General features: G+C 66.3%; 17 protein-coding genes and 2 pseudogenes. 6 read left to right on the forward strand and 13 right to left on the reverse strand.

Annotation, left to right across the window (positions count from 1 at the left end; all coding sequences use genetic code 11):
- Nucleotides 1–2 precede the first annotated feature (2 nt).
- Entirely contained in the window at nucleotides 3–638 is a 636-nt protein-coding gene (locus H0P51_RS12790; RefSeq protein ID WP_180918406.1) for a pyridoxamine 5'-phosphate oxidase family protein, read from the reverse strand.
- Nucleotides 639–677: 39 nt separating this feature from the next.
- On the opposite strand from H0P51_RS12790, the gene H0P51_RS12795 reads away from it, so the two are divergent.
- Nucleotides 678–2,003, forward strand: a complete 1,326-nt coding sequence (locus H0P51_RS12795) for an aminotransferase class I/II-fold pyridoxal phosphate-dependent enzyme (RefSeq protein WP_180918407.1) — start codon at nucleotides 678–680, stop codon at nucleotides 2,001–2,003.
- A gap of 1 nt (nucleotide 2,004) precedes the next feature.
- Here the strand turns inward: H0P51_RS12795 and H0P51_RS12800 are convergent, their stop codons facing one another.
- The 5 genes and pseudogenes from H0P51_RS12800 to H0P51_RS12815 all read right to left on the reverse strand — a co-directional run bounded on the left by H0P51_RS12800 (nucleotide 2,005) and on the right by H0P51_RS12815 (nucleotide 4,422).
- On the reverse strand, nucleotides 2,005–2,289 hold the full coding sequence (locus tag H0P51_RS12800) for a DUF4190 domain-containing protein (RefSeq protein WP_180918408.1): 285 nt from the start codon (nucleotides 2,287–2,289) through the stop codon (nucleotides 2,005–2,007).
- 134 nt (nucleotides 2,290–2,423) lie between these two features.
- Nucleotides 2,424–2,522: pseudogene (locus H0P51_RS29230) on the reverse strand (cytochrome); the annotation flags it as partial.
- A gap of 18 nt (nucleotides 2,523–2,540) precedes the next feature.
- Nucleotides 2,541–3,461: a TIGR03619 family F420-dependent LLM class oxidoreductase gene (locus H0P51_RS12805; protein WP_180918409.1), complete on the reverse strand. Its 921-nt coding sequence runs from the start codon at nucleotides 3,459–3,461 to the stop codon at nucleotides 2,541–2,543.
- Nucleotides 3,458–3,706 carry an SDR family NAD(P)-dependent oxidoreductase gene (locus H0P51_RS12810; protein ID WP_180918410.1) on the reverse strand — a complete coding sequence of 83 codons (249 nt, stop codon included), beginning with the start codon at nucleotides 3,704–3,706 and terminating at the stop codon, nucleotides 3,458–3,460. Before H0P51_RS12810 ends, H0P51_RS12805 begins: the two co-directional genes overlap by 4 nt.
- Entirely contained in the window at nucleotides 3,703–4,422 is a 720-nt protein-coding gene (locus tag H0P51_RS12815; protein WP_180918411.1) for a hypothetical protein, read from the reverse strand. The genes H0P51_RS12810 and H0P51_RS12815 overlap by 4 nt, the downstream gene beginning before the upstream one ends.
- Nucleotides 4,423–5,120: 698 nt before the next feature.
- Here H0P51_RS12815 and H0P51_RS12820 point away from each other — a divergent pair.
- Nucleotides 5,121–5,870, forward strand: a complete 750-nt coding sequence (locus tag H0P51_RS12820) for an SDR family NAD(P)-dependent oxidoreductase (protein ID WP_213016738.1) — start codon at nucleotides 5,121–5,123, stop codon at nucleotides 5,868–5,870.
- A 246-nt stretch (nucleotides 5,871–6,116) separates the two neighbouring features.
- Here the strand turns inward: H0P51_RS12820 and H0P51_RS12825 are convergent, their stop codons facing one another.
- From H0P51_RS12825 to H0P51_RS12855, 7 genes and pseudogenes are all read right to left on the reverse strand, one after another.
- Nucleotides 6,117–7,211 (reverse strand): alpha/beta hydrolase, encoded by a 1,095-nt coding sequence (locus H0P51_RS12825; protein ID WP_180918413.1) that lies wholly within the window; start codon nucleotides 7,209–7,211, stop codon nucleotides 6,117–6,119.
- A gap of 147 nt (nucleotides 7,212–7,358) precedes the next feature.
- Complete coding sequence (treZ, locus tag H0P51_RS12830) at nucleotides 7,359–9,083, reverse strand: malto-oligosyltrehalose trehalohydrolase (RefSeq protein ID WP_180918414.1); 1,725 nt, start codon at nucleotides 9,081–9,083, stop codon at nucleotides 7,359–7,361.
- Nucleotides 9,076–11,376, reverse strand: a complete 2,301-nt coding sequence (treY, locus tag H0P51_RS12835; RefSeq protein WP_180918415.1) for a malto-oligosyltrehalose synthase — start codon at nucleotides 11,374–11,376, stop codon at nucleotides 9,076–9,078. The genes treZ and treY overlap by 8 nt, the downstream gene beginning before the upstream one ends.
- 3 nt (nucleotides 11,377–11,379) lie before the next feature.
- Entirely contained in the window at nucleotides 11,380–13,572 is a 2,193-nt protein-coding gene (gene glgX / locus H0P51_RS12840) for a glycogen debranching protein GlgX (RefSeq protein ID WP_180918416.1), read from the reverse strand.
- Nucleotides 13,573–13,667: 95 nt separating this feature from the next.
- On the reverse strand, nucleotides 13,668–15,824 hold the full coding sequence (locus tag H0P51_RS12845; protein ID WP_180918417.1) for an acyltransferase family protein: 2,157 nt from the start codon (nucleotides 15,822–15,824) through the stop codon (nucleotides 13,668–13,670).
- Between the two features lie 333 nt (nucleotides 15,825–16,157).
- Nucleotides 16,158–16,823: pseudogene (gene ripD / locus H0P51_RS12850) on the reverse strand (NlpC/P60 family peptidoglycan-binding protein RipD); the annotation flags it as partial.
- Nucleotides 16,824–17,144: 321 nt separating this feature from the next.
- Nucleotides 17,145–17,657, reverse strand: coding sequence for a hypothetical protein (locus H0P51_RS12855; RefSeq protein ID WP_180918419.1), 513 nt, complete (start codon nucleotides 17,655–17,657; stop codon nucleotides 17,145–17,147).
- Between the two features lie 154 nt (nucleotides 17,658–17,811).
- Between H0P51_RS12855 and H0P51_RS12860 the strand changes: the two genes are divergently transcribed.
- Genes H0P51_RS12860 through H0P51_RS12875 form a run of 4 tightly spaced genes read left to right on the forward strand, consistent with a single transcriptional unit; the run spans nucleotide 17,812 to nucleotide 21,430 of the window.
- Complete coding sequence (locus H0P51_RS12860) at nucleotides 17,812–19,113, forward strand: adenosylmethionine--8-amino-7-oxononanoate transaminase (protein WP_180918420.1); 1,302 nt, start codon at nucleotides 17,812–17,814, stop codon at nucleotides 19,111–19,113.
- Between the two features lie 6 nt (nucleotides 19,114–19,119).
- The gene (locus H0P51_RS12865) at nucleotides 19,120–20,262 is read left to right on the forward strand and encodes an 8-amino-7-oxononanoate synthase (RefSeq protein WP_180918421.1); all 1,143 of its coding nucleotides are present in this window, start codon (nucleotides 19,120–19,122) and stop codon (nucleotides 20,260–20,262) included.
- Complete coding sequence (bioD, locus tag H0P51_RS12870; protein ID WP_180918422.1) at nucleotides 20,259–20,933, forward strand: dethiobiotin synthase; 675 nt, start codon at nucleotides 20,259–20,261, stop codon at nucleotides 20,931–20,933. Before H0P51_RS12865 ends, bioD begins: the two co-directional genes overlap by 4 nt.
- Entirely contained in the window at nucleotides 20,933–21,430 is a 498-nt protein-coding gene (locus H0P51_RS12875) for a 2'-5' RNA ligase family protein (RefSeq protein WP_180918423.1), read from the forward strand. The genes bioD and H0P51_RS12875 overlap by 1 nt, the downstream gene beginning before the upstream one ends.
- The last annotated feature ends 5 nt before the right edge of the window (nucleotides 21,431–21,435 follow it).

The following is a 21,435-nucleotide window of genomic DNA, read 5'->3' on the forward strand; positions in this document are numbered from 1 at the left end:
GGTCAGCGCAGGTACGCGGGCAGCGGGACCTCGACGTTGCGGTCGGGGATTGGCGTCCCGGGCGTCAGCGTCAGCGGCACCACGCCGGCCCAGTGCGGAAGGTCCAGGTCCTCGGTGTCGTCGGCGACGCCCCCGTCTCGCACCTTGGCCGACACCTCGACCAGGTTGAGCGCGAGCACCGCGGTAGCCGCCAACTCACGTGCGTTCGGTGGCCGGCAATCCGCGGCGCGGCCAAGCCAGATGTGGTCGAGCAGCGCGTTGAACGCTCGCGCCTTCTCGGCCGGGTCGTCGACGACGCGGGCGGTCCCGAGCGCAACGACCGAGCGGTAGTTCAGCGAGTGGTGCATCGCCGAGCGGGCCAGCACCAACGCGTCGACCAGCGTGACGGTGACGCAGACAGGCAGCCCGGATAGGCGTGCGGCCAGCATTGGGCCGCTGCCTGTCGAGCCATGGATGTAGAGGGTGTCGTCGACGCGGGCATGGGTGGTCGGCAGCACCACCGGTCGACCGTCGTGGACGTAGCCGAGGTGGCAGACCAGGGACTCATCGAGGATGCGATGGACGGTCTGGCGGTCGTAGCGTGCGCGCTCCCGGTACCGGGTGGGCGTTGTTTGGGGGGTGGGTGGATAAGCGGCCATGCCTTGCCCTTTAATTTGTACTAGTACATAATAACCAGTGTGCCAGTACAATACAGCATATCCGGGACGGGGGCGGAGTCGATAGCCGCCAGCGTCGAAGATGGCATCTCGCAAGGCGCCCTGGCTCCCGGTGACGCCCTGCCGTCGATCCGCGAAGCCGCCAGCGACCTCGGGGTGAACGCCAACACCGTGGCCGCCGCCTACCGACTGCTGCGCGATCGCGGGGCGATCGAGACCGCGGGACGTCGCGGCACCCGGGTGCGCCATCGGCCGGCAACGACGTCCCGGTCGCTGCTGGGCATCGACGTGCCCGATGGCGCGCGCGACCTGTCCAGTGGCAACCCCGACCCCAAGTTGCTGCCGATTGCCGCCACACACGTAGCGCCGCCGCCCACTGATGCGGTGTTGTACGGGAAACCGGCGATGTCAACCGAGCTGGTCGACCACGCCCGCGCGATGTTGACCGCCGACGGCGTTCCTGCTGATCATCTGGCGGTGACCAGCGGTGCCCTGGACGGCATCGAACGTGTGCTCACCGCACATCTGCGGCCGGGGGACCGCGTCGCTGTCGAGGACCCCGGTTGGGCGAACTTGCTCGATCTCATTGCGGCCCTGGGTCTTTCGGCCGAGCCGGTGCAGGTCGACGATGACGGGCCGGTGGTCCTGAGCATGGCGCGCGCATTGCGCCGCGGGGTGCGCGCGGTCATCGTCACCAGTCGCGCCCAGAACCCGACCGGAGCCGCGCTGTCCAAGGACCGCGCCCGGGCGCTGCGCAGCCTGTTGGCCGGCAAGGCCGACGACGTGCTGGTGGTCGAGGACGACCATTGCGCCGGTATCGCCGGCGTTGCGTTGCATTCGCTGGCCGGCGCGACCCGACGCTGGGCGTTCGTGCGCTCGTCGTCGAAGGCGTACGGACCCGATCTGCGGCTGGCCGTGGTAGCCGGGGACCGTCGCACGATCGACCGGGTGCACGGGAGGCTGCGACTGGGGCCCGGGTGGGTGAGTCATCTGCTGCAAGATCTCTCGGTGCGCCTGTGGTTGGATCCCGAGGTGACCCAGCTGGTGCGCGCGGCGGGGGATCGGTATGCGAATCGTCGCCACGCCTTGCGCGATGCCTTGGCCGATCGCGACGTGGCCGCACACGGCCGTTCTGGACTCAACCTGTGGATCCCGGTGCCCGACGAAACCGCCACCATCACCCGGTTGCTGCAGGCGGGATGGGCCGCCGCGGCGGGCACCCGGTTCCGTATCGACGCACCGCCGGGAGTGCGGGTCACGATCGCAGATCTGACCGTCGAGGAGATCGAACCCCTGGCCGACGCCATCGCCGAGGCCGTGCACGGCACCGGACGTCCCAGCGTGTGACTCACCGCGTGGTGAGCAGCCAGACGAACACGAAGGCGTAGATGGCGAAGTGGGTCAGCGACAGCGTCAGGCCGGCGATCGCGATCCGGCGACCGGTGTCGTCCCGCGTCTGCTGCAGGGCATTGATTCCGACCGGAATCGTGACCAGCCAGCAGGGCAGGAACAGGACGAAGTACTGCAGGATACCGCAGATTAGGCTGACGACGGCAAGGCCGTTGATCTTGGCGGGCTTGGGGCGCCCGAACGAGTAGGCGGGTGCTGTCCGTTGCGGGGCGATCGTCGTCATGCCGGTAGCGTCGCGTACCCCGCTTGGTAGATCCTTGGTGAAACCTCTCGGTTCGAACGGGCTAGCGCCTGCATACGTAGGCCGCCGTGGGAAGCCAAGCGGCGCGGGGGCGACCGTTTGCGACCGAGGCAGCCGGAATTTTCTGCGGCAGAGGACACGTCGCTGCGCAGCGACACTTCTCTGACGTCTCTGTGCTTGGTGACGAGCCAAAATCCACTGTCGCCAAACCCACCCGGGTCAAGCTCCGGTGGCTATTGCAGTTTCGGTTTGATGTCTTTGATGACCCACTGTGCGTAGTCCAGATAGGCATTGACGTCGGCTACGGGTGGGACAGGCAGTCCGCTCATAGTCACGCCCAGCTGTGCGAGCCAACCGATCTGGTCGATGATTTCCTGCGCGCTCATCCCGGGCCGCTGCGTGGGGTCGTCGATGACGACGTGCCCTTCGCCGACGCGTGAGGTGCCAAGACCGTAGACCACCTCGAAGTCGCGACCGTCGTAGGTGGGCTGGGATTTGATGAAGTCGAGTTTGGCTGGAATGTCCACTGGCTTGGTGAGGAACGGGGACCAGCCCGACGCGAAGCGGGCGGCGCGCTCGAGCACCGGTCTTGCATCCCCGCCGATCCAGATGGGCAGATGCGGCTTTTGCACCGGCTTTGGTTCGAACGCCACGTCGTGGAACGAGACGTAGCGGCCGTCGAAGCTTGGCGAATCGCTCGTCCACAGCTCCAGGATGGCGGCGAGGTATTCATCGGCCATGCGGCCACGTTCGCCGAAGGGCACCCCGAGGATGTTGAATTCTTCGGCGTCCCAACCAACTCCGAATGTCACCGTGATCCGGCCGTCGCTCATCCAGTCCGCGGTCGAGAGCGCCTTGGCCATAACGACCGGGTGCTGCAGGGGGAGCACGGTGACGAACGAATTCACCCGAATGCGTTGGGTAGCACCGGCGATGAAGGCCTGCGCCACCGTGGAGTGAAAATAATGCGGGCCAGATAGCTCGACATGGGACTTGGGGACGATGAAGTGTTCAGGCACGACGATCATGTCGTAGCCGAGTTCGTCGACGCGTTTGGCCATGACCGTTTGATCGACCCCGGTCACCGTGAGTTCCCAAGGTTGTGCGAGCGCCTTGACGCGCACCGAGTTGGGCAAGGCGAGTGAAAACTTCATGGGACAGCAAGCCTTTCGGCGCGTGGGCGCGGTGTGGGCCAGTCGCACCCGGTCAGTTCGGCGGATAGTTCCCACAGCTGGCGGGCCACCACCGGGTTGCGCGCCTTCTGACGCAGATTGGTTGCCTTGGGCTTGCCCCACTGGCTAAACCGAGGTGCCAGATAGGTTCCCGCGGGTAGGTCGGAAACCACTGCCTCGATGCTGGCTCGTGCCGCGTTGGCTGGGCTCTGCATGTGAAACGTCACGAATTTGTGCTCGCCAGGGTGAAGTGGTCATCTCGTCGTGGCGTGCCGAAAGGCAGGCCCGCCGACGTGCCTTCCACTCGTCCCTGGTGAGCGAAGGTGAACGCAATCCCGGCCGGGGTGACAAGTGCTGCGGCCCAAGCGTATTGGATGGTGTCGAACCCGCTGTCGTGCGCGTGTCCGGTCAGCGTGTAGGCACCGTTGCTCTGACACGCCAGGTGCGCCGATCCGCCCAGCGGCAGCCCACAGGTGAGCGGGCCCGCGTCGAATGTCTTGACGCTATCGTGCTTGAGGACGAAGACGAAGCCTTCGGCCGCATGGCCACCGCCGCCCGGGCAGACCCCCTTGTCGGGATATCCGTCGAAAAACATTGCGTGGCATTTCCCGCAATAGCGCCACCCACCCTGGTCGAGTGGCGAATCGGGAACGTCGTGGGGCAGGCGAAATTCCCAGCCGCTGGCCCCGTGGCCGCCGCCGGCCGGGCAATGACCCTTGTACGGGTACCCGTCGAAGAACATTGCGTGGCATTTCCCGCAGTAGCGCCACCCCCGCTGATGGTTCGCATCCTCGGGATCGTCCCCCCAAGGCAGACTAAAGTTGTAGCTGTAACCGACCACCGCATGACCGACGCCACTCGCGCAGTGGCCTTTATCCGGGTAGCCGTCGTAGAACATTGCGTGGCATTTCCCGCAGTAGCGCCACCCGTCTTGCATCGGCATCGCGTGCCCCTTCCGAGATGGGAATACATAGTTCCCAGAACCGACCACCGCGGCACCGGATACGGCATCGCATCCGTACGCGATTAGTACAAGCACTGGCATCACGAATGTCCGCTTTTCCGCGGTCGCTGCGTGGAGTACTTGCCTACTCGACTTTGCCTTAACGACTCCACAGATTTTGCATTGCAGCCCCCAGCGTCGAGGAGGCCCCGATGGTTCACGACCTCCTCGACCCACGCGCCGACGGATGGACGAGTTCCAATCCCTGATGCGCACGCGGGTGGTTCGATCCCGCCGCGGTTCGGGCCGATCGCAAGTCTTCCGGCCGACGGCGACACTCATTGTCCGGCAACACTGTCGAAGGTTGAGGTGCAATGCACCCAGTCTTACGGTGCCGCGCGGCCGGTGCACACGCGGTGTGGTGCCAGCGGCGACGCTGGCCGAATCCGCAGGTCTCAAAATGCTACGCGCGCTGTAGAAAAGGTTAACCGAGACGCGGACCGCACCCGCGCTGCGGTCGCCTAGCTGCGCTTTCATACTAAGTACTATATCGAATAGAATGATGATATATTCATTCTAATAGAACGTAGACAATGCTTGTGGTGTCTTGGTGCGGGTGTCTTGGGATCGAGTCGGAAAGGACGGCAGTCGCGGGCATGAATCGTGTTGGGGCAGGCTCGGGAGAAGGCCGATCTGCCGTGCGTGTCGCGGTGTTGACCGGCGGTAGCCGGGGGATCGGTCGTTCGGCCGTGCTCAGGCTGGCTGCCCGTGGTGTGGACGTCATCTTCACCTATCGCGTGGATGCGAGTGCCGCTGAAGCAGTTGTACAAGAGGCCAGTGCGTACGACGCGCGGGTCACGGCGGTAAAACTCGATGTGGCGAAGACCGACTCGCTCGACGGTTTCGTCGACCGTGTTCGGTCAGAATTGGCCACCCGGGGTTTGGCGCGGTTCGATTATTTGGTGAATAACGCCGGGATCTGGCACACCGCTTCATTTGCCGAGACCACGGTCGCCGATCTCGATCGACTCTACGCGGTCAATGTGCGCGGCGTCTTCTTCGTTACGCAGAAGCTGGCTCCGCTGATCGTCGACGGCGGACGAATTCTGAATCTGTCGTCGGGTCTGACCCGCTTTGTGTTTCCTCAGAAGATCGCGTACGGCGCGATCAAGGGCGCGATCGAACCGCTGACGCGCTATCTCGCCGCCGAGTTCGCGCCGCGGGGCATCACCGTCAATACCCTCGCGCCGGGAGCGACGGCCACCGACTTCAGCGGCGGCGTCATTCGTGACGATCCCGATTACCGTGACCGGGTTGCCGACGTCACCGCCTTGGGTCGACCGGCTGACCCCGACGACATCGGGCGCGTGATTGTGTCGCTGCTTTCCGACGACATGGGGTGGGTCAACGGTGAGCGGATCGAAGCCTCCGGCGGAATGAAGCTCTAGCCAGCATCAGCGGCTGCCAAACCTATGCACGCGGCCATCGGCGCGAGCTCAAGGCATCCCGCGATTTCGCGCGCAGCTCAAGTTATGGCCGCGTTGACTGCCGAGCTGGGAAGAGAGGCTTTGCGGGAAGTCCTCCAGCCGTCTTGGTAGCAGCATTGTGGATCATGGCAGGAATTTAGCTATACGCTTGGAGCCCAGGCGAAGTGAACTGACGATCGTCGTTACTGTGGGATGGCATGGCGCTACTCAGGGGTCGGGCCAGGGTTGCGCGGCGGCTAGCCGGGTTTTGAGCTCGCCGACCACGGTGCTGATGGCCGCGGCGCTGCCGCCGCCCAGCGGGGCCAGGCTGGCGAAACCATGGGGCAACGCATCGAACTGCCGGTGATGCACGTCGACGCCGGCGCCACGCAGGGCTTCTGCGTATGCATTGCCCTCGTCGCGCAGCGGATCGAAGCCGGCGGTGAATACTAGAGCGGGTGCCAGTCCGGAGAGGTCCGCAGCCTGCAGCGGTGACACCCGGGCATCGTCGGCGCTGAGGTCGGCGCCGCCCACATACAACTCGGTGAACCAGTCCACTTCGGCCTTTGAGATGAAGTACCCGTCGGCGAACAACGAACGCGATCGGGTCTGCGTGGACAGGTCGAGTGCCGGATAGAGCAGCACCTGCAGCGCCGGTTGCGGTAGGCCTTCGTCGCGGCATCGCTGAGCGACGAGTGCCGCGAGATTGCCGCCTGCGCTGTCGCCTCCGACGCCGATCCGGGCCGGGTCCGCGCCCAACTCGGCCGCATGTTCACATGCCCACCGGTAGGCGGCGACGCAGTCGTCGACGGCGGCCGGTGCTTTATGTTCGGGTGCGAGCCGGTAGTCCACTGACAGCACCTGAATTGCGGCGTCCCGGCATATTATTCGGCACAGGCCGTCGTGAGATTCGATGTCGCCCACGACGAAACCGCCGCCGTGGAAAAACACCAGCAGTGCTGAGGTTTGCGCGCTTGCCGGCCGGTAGTGCCGGATGCGCAGCGGGCCCGCGGGGCCGGGTATCTCCGCGTCCGTTGTCGCAACGTCGATCTCGGGGGCCATCGCGATGTGCGAGTCCCGCATTAGCGCGCGGGCGGCTTCCGGATCCCCAGATGCCCCGAGGCCGCCGGTACCGGTACGTCGTTGTGCGGCCAATACCAATTGGACGGTGGGGTCGAGGGTGTTCCCGTCGAGAGTGATCCGTTTGCCGCCGGACAGCAGAATCTTCAGCCGATCCGGGATCCGCGGCACGATCCGGACGCTCAGGCGCAGCGCGGCGTTGGTGAGCGCAACTGGGCGGGCTTTGAGACGCCGTTGTGTCATGACGGCTCCTTTCGCTTTGATGCTTTCTCCACCCCGTAGCGACATTATGCGGAACATATATTTGGTTCAAGGGGGCGCCACGATCATGTCCGGCAGTCCGGCTGAATCAATCCAACTCGCCGGTTTCCCGCCCGGGGCGCCGTCCCGTTATCCGCAGCGCAGGATCGCCACCGAATGTCCGGGTAGCCGGATCGCTTGAATTCCGACTTCGGGCGCGTCCCATGCCAGCACCGATTCGCCGTTCACCGGCACCTGCGCCGGCGCGGTCCCGAGATTGCAGGCGATCGCCAGGGTGTTGCGCCGCAGCACAATCCAGCGCTGCTCTTCGTCATAGTCGACGAGCAGATGGTCAAGCCAAGGATCGCAAAGGTCAGGCTCGTTGTGCCGCAATGCAATAAGTTCCCGGTAGAACTGCAAGAGCCTCGCGTGCTCGCCGGTACCGAGTTCAGACCAGTCCAATTTGGAACGCTGGAAGGTCTGCGGGTCCTGTGGGTCGGGGATGTCGTCGGCGTTCCAGCCGTGTTCGGCGAACTCCGCTCGGCGTCCGTCCCGGGTGGCCTGGGCCAGCTCGGGCTCTGGATGGGAACTGAAGAATTGGAACGGGCTCGAGGCCCCCCACTCCTCACCCATGAAAAGCATTGTAGTGTAGGGTGATCCGAGCACCAGAGCAGCTTTGATGGCGAGTTGCCCGGCCGCTAGGTTTTGCGACGGACGATCTCCTAGCGCGCGATTGCCGACTTGGTCGTGGGTGCAGGTATAAGCCAGTAGCCTGGTCGCTGGCACCAGCCTGGTGTTGAGGGGGCGGCCGTGGCGGCGGCGCCGGAACGACGAATAGGTTCCGGCGTGGAAGAAGCCGTGGCGCAGCGTCTCCGCGAGTACGGCGAGCGACCCGAAATCGCGGTAGTAGCCTTGCCGCTCGCCGGATACGGCGGTATGGACGGCGTGGTGGATGTCATCGTCCCATTGCGCGGTGAGACCGAAGCCGCCCGCATCACGCGGCAGGATCAGGCGCTGGTCGTTGAGGTCGCTCTCGGCAATCAGCGCCAGTGGACGGTCCAATTGCTGTGCTAGCCACTCGGTCTCGGTGGCCAGCTCTTCGAGAATGTGTACGGCGGTGGTGTCCACCAGTGCGTGCACCGCATCCAGTCGCAGGCCGTCGGCGTGGAAGTCGCGCATCCAGCGCAACGCGCAGCCGATGATGTAGCGGCGCACCTCGTCGGAGTCGGCGTCGGCGATGTTGATGCCTTCACCCCAGGGGTTGCTGGCCGAGGACAGGTACGGGCCGAACCGGGGCAGGTAGCTGCCCGAGGGGCCAAGGTGGTTGAAGACCGCGTCGATCAACACGGCCAAACCCTTTGCGTGGCAAGCGTCGACGAATTCCACGAGGCCGTCGGGACCGCCGTAGGGTTCGTGCACGCTGTACCACAGCACCCCGTCGTACCCCCAGCCGTGGCTGCCGGCGAAGGAGTTGACGGGCATCAGCTCGATGACGTCGACGCCGAGATCGACCAAGTAATCCAGCTTTTCGATGGCGGCAGCGAAGGTACCGGCCGGCGTAAAGGTGCCGACATGCAATTCATAGATCACCGCGCCCTCGACGGATCTGCCCACCCAGTCGGCGTCGGTCCAGGTGGCAGCGCCTGGATCCCACAACTGTGAGCGCTCGTGGACGCCGTCGGGCTGCCGTGCCGAGCGCGGGTCGGGCAACACGGTGGGGTCGTCGTCGAGCAGGAATCCGTAGCGCGCAGCGGTCGGCGCGTCGATGGTCGCGTGCCACCAGCCGTCGTCGGCGCGGGTCATGGCGTGCACGTTGCCCTCGACGTCGAGGCGAACCACCTCGGGTCTGGGCGCCCACACCCGGAACTCAGCCACGATCGCGCTCCATCAGCACTACCGGCAGGTCGGAGAACAACTGCGCGGCCGAGGTGGGTCCGCTTGCCATGGCACCGGTCAACCGGTCGGTCCAGGAACCCTCGGGCAGTGGCAACACCGTGTCGCCCCAACCCGCGTCGGCCAGGCGCACCGTCCACCGGGTGACCGCAACCAGGATGTCGGGGCCGCGCCGGAACGCCACGACATGATCGGCGGACCGCCCAGCGGCTGGCACTGGCACGTAATCGCCGTGTAGGAAGTCGTTCGGACGGGTGCGCCGCAGCCGCAACGCAGTGGTGACAACCCGAATCTTGGGATGCCGCAGTTCTTCTAGCGCCTTCCTCCGGGCCGAGTAGTCGACGTTGCGGCGGTTGTCCGGGTCCACCAAGCTGTCATCCCACAACTCGGTGCCCTGATAGACATCAGGGATACCGGGCACCGTCAGCGCAAGTAGTTTCTGACCCAGCGCGTCACTGGCGGCGTGCGGGTTGAGCTGGCCCACAAGCTTGGTCAGCTCGCCGGCAACCGGACCGTCCAGCACGGCGTCGATCCAGCGGTGCACTGCGTCCTCGAACTCGGTGTCCGGGTCGTTCCACGTGGTGTGCCACGCGGCTTCCCGGATGGCCTTCTCGGCGTAGCCATGTAGCCGTTGCCGCAGCTCACCGCTGACTTCACCGCTGACCGGCCAGACACCGAAGATGTTCTGCCACAGGAACTGTCCGGTGGCGGGGTCGGGCGAGGGTGCGTGATTCTCCCAACGGGAGACGAACTCCGTCCACAACGACGGCACCTGCGAGAGCACCCCGATGCGGGCGCGCACGTCCTCGGCGCGCTTGGTGTCGTGAGTGGTCAATGTCGTCATGGCCGCGGGCCACAGTCGGGCGCGGGTGGCTGCCCTCTGATGGAACTCCGCGGCCCCGACGCCGAACCGGTGCGGTTCGCCACCGACCTCGTTGAGCGACACCAGTCGCGCGTCGCGGTAGAACAGGCAGTCCTCTACCGCCTTGGCGGTCACCGCCCCGCAGAGTTGCTGCAGCCGGGTAGCGGGCTCGCCGCCACGGGCCAGCGCGGTGGTCAACACCTCGAGGGCGGGCCCGTATTCTGGTTGCGCCGCCTCAGTTTTCGCCAAGGCAGTGGGTAGGATCGCGGCCAGACCGCGGTAGTCGCAGCGGTAGACGTCGATGTGTGTCAACAAGGCCGCGATCGCCTCCGGCAGCAACGGGTCGTCGGTGCCGGCGGTGGCCACGATGCTGCGGCGCAGCCGGGCCAGCTCGCTGGCGAGCGTGTCGGTCGCGGCACGGATCTTGAGCTCGGACAACATATTCGGCATCGCCGCATAGTCCAGGCCGGTGGATTCCACCAGCGCTGTGAGTGTTGGTGCGCCAGCGGGGTCGACGAACAGCCCGCCCACCTCCCGCAGCACGTCGTAGCCGGTGGTCCCGGCGACCAGCAGGGTGGGTTCCAGGGCCTCGTCGACGGCCAGGATCTTTTCGATCACGATCCAGGCCTGTGGTCCCACAAGTTCGCGTAGCCACGCCAAATATCCTGCCGGATCGGATAATCCGTCCGGATGATCGATCCGGACACCGTCGACCAGCTCCTCGCGTACCCAGCGGGCTACCTCGGCGTGGCTGGCGTCGAAGACCGCGCGGTCTTCCTGACGCAACCCCGCCAGCGAGGTGATGGAGAAGAATCGACGATAACCGCATACACCGTTGCGCCAGCCCACCAGCCGGTAATGCTGGCGGTCATGCACTTGCGGTCCGCTGCCGCCCCCGGTGCCGGGCGCGATCGGCAGCGCCAGGTCACCCAGCCGCAGCAGGTCACCGTCCGCGTCCAGATCGGCGACGTCGTCGTCGGAACCCAACAGCGGCAGCACGATTCGCCCCGCATCGTCCAGTGACCAGTCGATGTCGAAGAACTCCGCGTACGATGACTCCCGCCCGTGCCGCAGTACATCCCACCACCAGGCGTTCTGCGCGGGCTTGTCGATGCCGACATGATTGGGCACCACGTCGACGACCAGGCCCATGCCGCGGTCTCGCGCCGCGGCCGCCAACCGCGCCAGCGCGTCAGGGCCGCCGAGTTCGTCTGACACTGTGGTGGGGTCGGTAACGTCGTAACCGTGCGAGGATCCCTCAACCGCGGTCAGGATGGGGGACAGGTACAAATGCGACACCCCGAGGCGGTCAAGGTAGTCCAGTAGGTTCTCGGCGTTAGCGAGAGTGAATGCGAAACCGCTGGATGCGCCACGAAGCTGCAACCGGTAGGTTGACGTTATCGGAAAAACCATGCGTCACAAAGTCTTACGAAGTAAGAATACAGAGCGGCCCGGTACGGCGAGTTTCTCGCCGTGCTTGACGAACCGCTCCTCGCCGCCGGTGGGGTGGGTGGTGTCCAGCTCCACGGTCCACGTTGTCGCGTAGTCCTCGCGCGGCATGACGAAGACGACCTCCCCGTCGTGGGCGTTGAAGCATAGTAGGAACGAGTCGTCGACCACGCGTTCGCCGCGTCGGTTGGGTTCGGCCAGTGCCTGACCGTCCAGGAACACCGCGATCGACTTGCCGAAGTAATTGTCCCAATCTTGCGCGGTCATCTCCGCACCCGCAGGTGTCAGCCAGGCGACGTCGTGCACCTCGGTGGTGCCCGGGACCGGTTGCCCTTTGAGGAAGCGCCGGCGCCGAAACACCGGATGCTTCTTACGCAGCGCGGTGACTTTGCGCGCGAAGGCCAGCTGGTCTGAATTCTTCTCGACCAAAGACCAATCCATCCAAGATAATTCGGAGTCTTGGCAGTACACATTGTTGTTGCCCAGCTGGGTGCGCCCAATCTCGTCGCCGTGGGAGATCATCGGGGTGCCCTGGCTAACCATCAGTGTCGTCCAGAAGTTGCGCATCTGCCGGCAACGCAGCTCCTTGATGTCCGGGTCGTCGGTGGGTCCTTCGACGCCGCAATTCCAGGATCGGTTGTGGCTTTCGCCGTCGCGGTTGTCCTCGCCGTTGGCGGCATTGTGTTTCTCGTTGTAAGACACCAGGTCCTGCATGGTGAAGCCGTCGTGAGCGGTGACGAAGTTGATGCTGGCGCTGGGGCGGCGGCCGGTGGCGGCATACAAGTCCGACGACCCGGTCAACCGGGACGCGAACTCGCCCAGGGTCGCGGGCTCACCCCGCCAGTAATCGCGCACAGTGTCGCGGTATTTCCCATTCCACTCGGTCCACAAACCTGGGAAGTTGCCGACCTGGTAGCCGCCTTCACCCACATCCCACGGCTCGGCGATCAGCTTGACCTGGCTGACCACCGGGTCCTGTTGCACCAGGTCGAAAAATGCCGACAAGCGGTCGACGTCGTAGAACTCGCGGGCCAGGGTGGCGGCCAGATCGAAACGGAATCCGTCGACGTGCATATCGAGCACCCAGTAGCGCAGCGAGTCCATGATTAGCTGCAAGGTGTGCGGGTGCCGGACGTTAAGGCTGTTGCCGGTGCCGGTGAAGTCCTTGTAGTGCCGCAGATCTCCGTCGACAAGCCGGTAGTAGGCGGCGTTGTCGATGCCGCGGAAGTTGATGGTCGGGCCGAGGTGGTTTCCCTCGGCGGTGTGGTTGTAAACCACGTCCAGGATCACCTCGATGCCGGCCTCGTGGAAGGAGCGCACCATCGCCTTGAACTCGGCAACCGCACCACCCGGTTTGCGCGTGGCGGCGTACTGGTAATGCGGTGCGAGGAAGCCGAATGTGTTGTAACCCCAGTAGTTTCGCAGACCGAGGTCGACGAGCCGATGATCGTGCATGAACTGATGCACGGGCATCAGTTCGATGGCGGTGACGTTCAACGACTTGAGGTGGTCGACGATGACCGGATGCGCCAGCCCCGCGTAGGTGCCGCGCAGTTCGTGCGGCACGCCCGGGTGTGTTTGCGTCATGCCCTTGACGTGGGCCTCGTAGATTATGGTCTCGTGATACGGCGTGCAGGGTGCGCGGTCTGAGGCCCAGTCGAAGAACGGGTTGATCACCACGCTGGTCATCGTGTGTCCCAGGGAGTCCACCATCGGTGGGATTCCGGTCTCCGAAGGGTCCTGGGCCGCAACCTCCAGGTCGTAGGAGAACAGCGCCTGAGTGAATTGGAAGTCGCCGACGAAGGACTTGCCGTACGGGTCGAGCAGCAGCTTGCTCGGATCACAACGGTGCCCGGCAGCCGGGTCGAACGGGCCGTGCACCCGAAACCCGTAGCGCTGCCCTGGGGTAACTGCTGGCAGATAGCAATGCCATAGGTAGCCGTCGACCTCGTCGAGGTTGATTCGGGTCTCGGTGCCGTCGCGGGCGATCAGGCACAACTCCACCTTGTCGGCAACCTCGGAGAACAGCGAAAAGTTGGTACCGGCACCGTCATACGTGGCCCCCATCGGAAACGGCGCGCCGGGCCACACCGCAGCCACCGAGGGCGAGTCCTCGGCACCGTCGAATGCTTTGTCGGTCCCTTGCTCGGTCCCAGCCATCACTCGACCTTAACGGTGCGCCTGCCGTGCCGTCGCCGAGAGCGACGGCGCCGCCGAATTGGAGCCGGATCTCACAGTCCCCTTACCCGGCCGGCCTACCACCAGCCGGTGGCTGCCGCGATCTGCCGACCCAGCTCGGGCGCCAGGGTGCGCATGTACGTCGGAGTCAGGTGATGCGGGTCACGGTAGATCAAAACATTCCCCTCGGCCGCCTGGCAGAGGTCGGGCCGGCAGATGGCATCGGACAGGTCAAGCGGCTTGAGCAGCGGAAACTGCCCGACGAAATCCAACGTGGTGTTGTGATCGGAGAGCAGGTCGGACCGCTTGATCCCGCAGGATGCCGGAGTGCCGTCCTTGGCCAGGCAGTCGGCCGGGTTGAACGGCTGGCCGTCCTTGACCAGCCACGGCGTGTCCCGGACACCCAGAATTGGAATATTGTTGTCGGACAACGTTTTCCAAATCCCGATGTAGGTCGCCGGCATCACGTCGCCGGGCTTGATGTTCCACGGCCGCGTGGTGGTGGTGAACACGTAGTCGGGACGGTCGGCGACCAGCTTGGCCATCGTTGTCTCCACCCACTGCCGGCATTGTGGATAAGGCGCGTTGTTGCCCATGATCAGCGGCACCTGTTCGGTGGATAGCGCGCAGCCCATCTTCAGGTAGGTCACCACCCGGAAGTGGTGCAGGCGGCCAAGCAGATCGAGGGCGGTTAGCCAGTGCTCGGCGTGTGAACCGCCGGCCAGCGCTATGGTGCGCGGCGCGTCGGTATCTCCGTAGGTGCAGTTCACCACCGCCGGGTTAACGAAATCGCTGATGCAGCCGTCCCGGGTGGAGGCCGGCAGGTCCTCTTTGACTTCGAGCACGGTCGGCCGCATGCGCAGGCTGGGCACCCGTACGTGTTGGGTGAGTGCGCGGGCACCGGGGTAGTCGACGGCGCTGAGGCCGCTGAGTTCTTTGCCCGAGGCGCGTTCGACGATGAGGTGCTCACGCCAGGTGAAGGAGGTCGCGGTCAACGTCACGGCCAGCAACGCGACCGCCGACCCCAGCGCGATCGTCGGCCGGCGCAGCCGCTGCCGCCAGGGGATCGGTGTGGCCGGTTGTGCGGAGGCGCGATAGCGCAGCGGGTCCTCGACCTGACGGGTGGTCACGTAGGCGAGCACTCCGGACACCAGCAGGACGCCCATGCCCTCGACGAAATTGACGTGCTTGTGGCCGGTGTAGGACAGCCAGAAGATGAGTAACGGCCAATGCCACAAATACAGCGAGTAGGCGATTGCCCCGAGGGTGAATAGCGGGCCGACGGCAAGCAGCCGGTTGGGCAGCGGCATGCGGTCGCGGGTGTCGGCCCGGGCCGCCATGTTGGCCCCGGCCAGGATCATCAGCATGGTGGCGCCCACCGGCACCAGCGCCCACGGGCCCGGGAACTCTTCGACGCCGTCGATCAACGCGCCGCAGGACAGGATCGCCGCCAACGCCACCGTGGCGAGAATCGTCCGAAGCCACATCGGCCAGCGGATGTAGGGCACCAAGGCGCCCACCAGCGCGCCCAGCAACAACTCCCAGCCGCGGGCGAAGGTGTTGTAGTACGCAGTCGGCTGATAGTTCTGGTGAGCGACGATCGCGTAGCAGAAGGACGCCACCGTCAGCGCGCTCAGCAGCACCACGAACAGTGTCCTCAGGTGCCTGCCCAGCACGTCCCGGAACAAGTAGGCGCAGCCGCCGACTAGGACCAGGAACGCGACGTAGAACTGGCCTTGTACCGACATAGACCAGATGTGCTGTAGCGGGCTGACAGCTTCGCCGGCGCGCAGATAATCCGCTGCCGAGTTGGCCAGTTCCCAATTCTGGTAGTAGCCCAGACTCGCCAGGCTCTGATCGGCGAACGTCTCCCACCGGGTCTCGGGCTGTACCAGCACAGTCAGCAGCGCGCATCCGGCGAGCACCACGATGAGGGCGGGCAACAGCCGGCGGACCAGCCGGACGAACTCGGTCGGCACCGACAGCGAACCACCGAGACCAGCGCGCAGGATCTTGCCGCCGAAGAAGAAGCCGGACAACGCCAGGAAGACGTCCACGCCACCGGACACCCGACCGAACCAGATGTGGAAGACGGCCACGAGCAGGATCGCGATACCGCGCAGGCCGTCGAGATCGTGTCGGTAGAAGCCCGACGCGCGCGTGCCCATCCCACCCGGATCCCGCAGGCTGGGCCGGGTCTCGCTAGCTGGTGAAGGCGGTGGTGAGGTCGTCATGGTCACCGCCAACTTACCCAAAACCGCCACCCGCTCCGCGTTGTCCGCGCCGGAGCAAGTGGCGGTCGGGGGATTACCGTGCAGCGACTACCTCCCCGTGCCGGCCGCGGGAGCCGGCTGAACTGGAACCAACTGCAGGGGCGCCTGTGGAGCGGGTACCGCCTGTACCGGCGCCTGAGGTGCGGGCACGGCCTGCAGTGGCGCTTGCTGGGTGGTGATGGTTTGCAGCGGTGCCTGCTGGGTGGGCAGGGTCTGCAGCGGGGCTTGTTGCAGCGGCGCCTGTTGGCCCGGAACCTGCTGAACCGGGGACTGTTGGCCCGGAACTTGCTGCAGCGGCGCCTGTTGGCCCGGAACCTGCTGAACCGGGGACTGTTGGCCCGGAACCTGCTGAGCCGGGGCCTGCTGGCCGGGCACTTGCTGTGCCGGGGCCTGCTGGCCCGGCAGCTGCTGAGTCGGCGCTTGCTGGGCCGGTGCTTGCTGGGCCGGCGCGGCCGGGGCGTTCTGGGTCCCCAGGATCCGGACCAGATACGGCGCCATGTTGGTGCTGCGCACCGGCGATACCTGGACCACATCGCCGACCTCAACCATCTGCCCGTTACCGAGGTACATCGCCACCGCCTGAGTGCCCTCGGGGCCATAGAAGATCAGGTCGCCTTTGCGGGCTTGCGCCGGCGACACCCGCTGGCCGACCTTGTACATCTGGCCGGAGGAGCGGGGCAGCTTGAGTCCGGCGCCGGCGTAGGCGTACTGCATCAGACCCGAAGCATCGAACCCGACGGTGTTGATTCCGCTGCCCGTGCCGCGGGTGGGTCCGGTGACGCCGCCGCCCGCCCAGGAGAACGGCACCCCGCGCTGCGACAGCGCACGAGCGACGACCACATCGGTGGCCTGCTGATAGTCCATCGGCTTGGTGGCCGGGTCTGCGGCCGCTATGCCCGTGGCGGCGATCGGCGCCACCATCATGACCAAACCGATCGCGAGGGCGTAGACGCGCTTCATGTGATTCCTCACCTTCCGGGGCCGTTCGGCCCTTCTGTGCCTAAGCGCGGTGACTGCGCGCGGTCGGCCGCCGTTCCAGGCGGGCAAGGGCCGCATCGTCGTGGCCTCGCGCCGCTGGATGACTCTTGGTAGGTGAACCAGTCGGTTAGCCCGAGTTATTCACACCAGTCACTGCAGTCACTTTGGCAACAGAAGAGAGTGGGCGCCAGATCCCCTCGACATTTTTTGTCGTAACGTGACCGGAGGGTGATTAGCGCGGCCAATCTTGTGATGACAGTTGTGATTTCGGTCTCACGAGCGTTGCCGCGGCGTGACCTTGGCTCAATGCCAGTACTGCGCGCTGAAGTCGGTGAGAGCGTGCGCCACGAACGACGTGACCACCAGAACCAATACCGCGATCGCGGGCCAGAAGGACATGAACCAGCCCTTCAGCAGCGACACGAACGGTCCGATACCGCACGCGGCCAGGGCCGCACCGATTCCACCCCACATCACCGGATAGATGTAGTAGTTCAGGCCGAACGGAACCGGCTCGCACGTATCCTGCGGACAGATGTCACTGGTGAAGCCGTAAAGCCTTGTGGGCCAACTGGTTGCGGTCGCGAGCACGACCAGCGCGCCGATCAGCACCACGGTGCAAATTACGTCCAGCGGGGATATCCGCAGCCGCAGTACCGGCTGCGGGGCAGCGTCGAAGTGTTCACCCGGCTCTGTGGGAAAGTCGATCGCGTCGGGGACGTTGGTCGCTGCCGGGACGTCCGCCGCGGCATCGGCGTTGGTCCAGGCCGCGGCGCCACTAGCCGGCGATGGGTCGGGCTCGTGCGGTGCGGCCATATCGGTCAATGCTTCCCGATGAGCGCCCATTGTGCGACTCGGACGTCGATAGGGCGGCGTTCATTGGAGAACGGCGCACGGCATTCGTTCGAAACCCCCCGCGCCTCATGCGCACGGAAGGGCCGGAACACCGGCTGGGCTACTGTCGAACCCCGTGGCGGCACCGCGGCCCGGGTTGACCCCCGAGCAGATCAGCGCAATCGACGCGGCCCATCTGTGGCATCCGTACAGCAGCATCGGCAGCGAGGCCATACCCCCCGTGGTCGCGGTCGCCGCCCGCGGCGCCAAACTGACCCTGATCCGCGACGGCCGGCCCATTGAGGTGCTCGACGCCATGAGCTCCTGGTGGACCGCGATCCACGGGCACGGTCACCCGGCGCTGGACGCCGCGATGACCGCCCAGCTGGCCACCATGAACCACGTGATGTTCGGCGGCCTGACCCACGAGCCGGCGACCCGGCTGGCGCAGCTGCTGGTGGAGATCACCCCGCCGGGCCTCGAGACGGTCTTCTTCAGCGACTCGGGATCGGTGTCGGTGGAGGTCGCGGTCAAGATGGCGCTGCAGTACTGGCGCAGCTTGGGCCAACCGGCCAAACACCGCCTGATGACCTGGCGCGGCGGCTACCACGGCGACACCTTCACACCGATGAGCGTCTGCGACCCCGACGGCGGCATGCACTCGCTGTGGACCGACATCCTGGCCGCTCAGGTGTTCGCTCCCCAGGTACCGCGCGGCTACGACCCGGCCTACAGCGCGGCCTTCGAAACGCAGCTCGCCGCCCATGCCGCCGAGCTGGCGACCGTAATAGTCGAACCCGTTGTGCAGGGCGCTGGCGGGATGCGCTTTCACGACCCCCGCTACCTGGCCGACCTGCGCGACATGTGCACCCGCCACCGGGTGTTGCTGGTCTTCGACGAGATCGCTACCGGCTTCGGCCGCACCGGCGAGCTGTTCGCCGCCGACCACGCCGGGGTGAGTCCGGACATCATGTGCGTCGGCAAGGCGCTCACGGGCGGATACCTCAGCCTGGCCGCCACCCTGTGCACCCGCGACATTGCGCACACCATCAGCGCCGGGCACGGCGCCCTGATGCACGGCCCCACGTTCATGGCCAACCCGCTGGCCTGTGCGGTGTCGGTGGCCAGCGTGGAACTGCTGCTGGCACAGAACTGGAAGTCCCGCGTCGCCGAAATCGGCGCCCAGCTGACTGCCGGACTGCAACCTGCCCGCGCGTTACCGCAGGTGACCGACGTTCGGGTGTGCGGCGGCATCGGCGTCATCGAATGCGACCGCACCGTCGACCTGGCCGTCGCCACTCCCGCGGCGTTGGACTGCGGAGTGTGGTTGCGCCCGTTTCGCAACCTGGTCTACGCCATGCCGCCCTACATCTGCGGGCCGGCCGACATCGCACAGATCACCTCGGCGATGGTGCGCGTGGCCAGCCTCGTAGGCTAATCGTCGATGAAAGCACCGATCGAGGCGTCGCCGCTGGCCTGGCTGGATACCGTCGCGGCCCAGCGCCGCGACGCCGGGCTGCGGCGCGCGCTGCGGCCACGACCGCCGGTGAGCACCGAACTCGACCTCGCTTCCAACGACTACCTTGGGCTGTCCCAGCACCCCGACGTCATCGAGGGCGGCGTGCAGGCATTGCGGGTGTGGGGTGCCGGTTCCACCGGATCGCGGCTGGTGACCGGGGACACCGCGCTGCACGCGCAATTCGAGACCGAGCTCGCCGAATACATCGGTGCCGCCGCGGGGCTGGTGTTCTCGTCGGGCTACACCGCCAACCTGGGCGCCGTGGTGAGCCTGTCCGGACCGGGTTCGCTGCTCGTCTCCGACGCGTACTCGCACGCCTCGCTTGTCGATGCCTGCCGGTTGTCCCGGGCGCGCGTAGTGGTGACGCCCAACCGCGACGTCGATGCCGTAGCCGCAGCGCTGGAATCGCGCCGGGAGGAGCGCGCCGTCGTGGTCACCGACTCGGTGTTCAGCGCCGACGGGTCGCTGGCACCGCTGCGCGAGCTGCACGACGTGTGCCGCAGACACCGCGCACTGCTGATCGTCGACGAGGCCCACGGCCTGGGTGTGCGCGGCGCGGGCCGCGGGCTGTTGCACGAAGTCGGTCTGGCCGGAGCACCCGACGTAGTGGTGACCACGACGCTGTCCAAGGCGCTGGGCAGCCAGGGCGGAGTGGTGCTGGGTCCGGCCGAGGTGCGTGCCCACCTGATCGACGCGGCGCGGCCGTTCATCTTCGACACTGGGTTGGCGCCCGCCGCGGTCGGCGCCGCGCTCGCTGCGCTCCACGTGCTGCAGGACGAGCCATGGCGGCCGGCTGCCGTGCTCTCCCATGCCGCCGAATTGGCCCGTGTCTGCGACGTCCCGCAGGTCCCGGACGCTGCGGTGGTGTCGGTGATCCTGGGCGAGCCCGAGGTGGCGCTGGCCGCAGCGACGGCGTGCCTGGAGGCTGGGGTCAAGGTCGGCTGCTTCCGACCGCCGACGGTTCCGGCCGGGACGTCCCGCCTGCGGCTGACCGCCCGAGCCTCGCTGAGCGCTGAGGAACTGCAGCTGGCCAGCCGAGTACTCGCCGACGTCCTTTCCGGCACTTGACCGTCCTCGTCGTCACCGGTACCGACACCGGCGTCGGCAAGACCGTTGTGACTGCCGCTCTGGCCAGCCACGCTCGCCAACTCGGCGTAGATGTCGCGGTGTGCAAGCCCGCCCAGACCGGCATCGCGGAAGGCGACGACGATCTGGCCGAGGTAGGCCGGCTGTCCGGGGTGACCGCGCTGGCCGGTTTGGCCCGCTACCCGCTGCCGATGGCGCCGGCGGCCGCCGCCGCGCAGGCCGGGTTGTCGCTGCCGACCTGCGACGAGGTGACGGCGCTGATCCGCGGCCTGGAGCGGCCCGGCAGACTGACGCTGGTGGAGGGTGCTGGGGGATTGCTGGTCGAAATCGCCCGCGACGGTGTCACGTTGCGTGATGTCGCCATCGACCTCGGCGCGGCGGCCCTGGTAGTGGTGAGGGCCGGTTTGGGCACCCTGAATCATTCCGCCCTGACCCTGGAAGCCCTTGCAGTAAAAGGTGTTTCGTGCGCTGGTCTGGTGATCGGCAGCTGGTCGGCCAGCGCAGGGCTGGTAGAGACGTCGAACCGGGCAGCGCTGGAACGCCTGGCTGCGGTGCGCGCGGTGCTGCCGGCCGGGGCGGCGTCAGCGACCGATTTCGCCGACATCAGCGCAGCGGCGTTCGACTCCGACTGGGTACGTACGCTGGCCGGCTGATGGCCCACTCGTTGGAACTGCTCTTCGAGCCGGATACCGAGGCCGCGATCCGTGGCATTTGGGACAAGCTGGCCGCCGCCCAACTTGCCGGCCGGGCAGCGGCCGGCCGCCCGCACGTGACACTGATCGCCGCCGAACACATCGAGCCCGCGGTTGACCAGCAGCTGACCCCGATCACCGGACAGCTTCCGCTGCCTTGTGCAATCGGCGCTCCGGTGATTTTCGGGCGCGGCACCTTGGTGTTGGCCCGGCTGGTGGTCCCCACCCGTGAGTTACTGGACCTGCACGCCGAGGTGCACCGGCTCAGCTCCGGGCACCTCACGCCCATGCCCAACAGCCGACCCGGCCAGTGGACCGCCCACGTCACGCTGGCCCGACGGGTTCCAGAAAGCCAGCTCGGTCGTGCAGTGCGCATCGCCGGACCGCCGATGGTAGGCAGCTTTGCCGGTTTGCGCCGTTGGGACGGTGACCAGCGCGTCGAGTACCCGCTCGGCTGAACGCG

Origin of the sequence: Mycobacterium vicinigordonae (assembly GCF_013466425.1) — a bacterium.
Taxonomy (GTDB): Bacteria; Actinomycetota; Actinomycetes; order Mycobacteriales; family Mycobacteriaceae; genus Mycobacterium; species Mycobacterium vicinigordonae.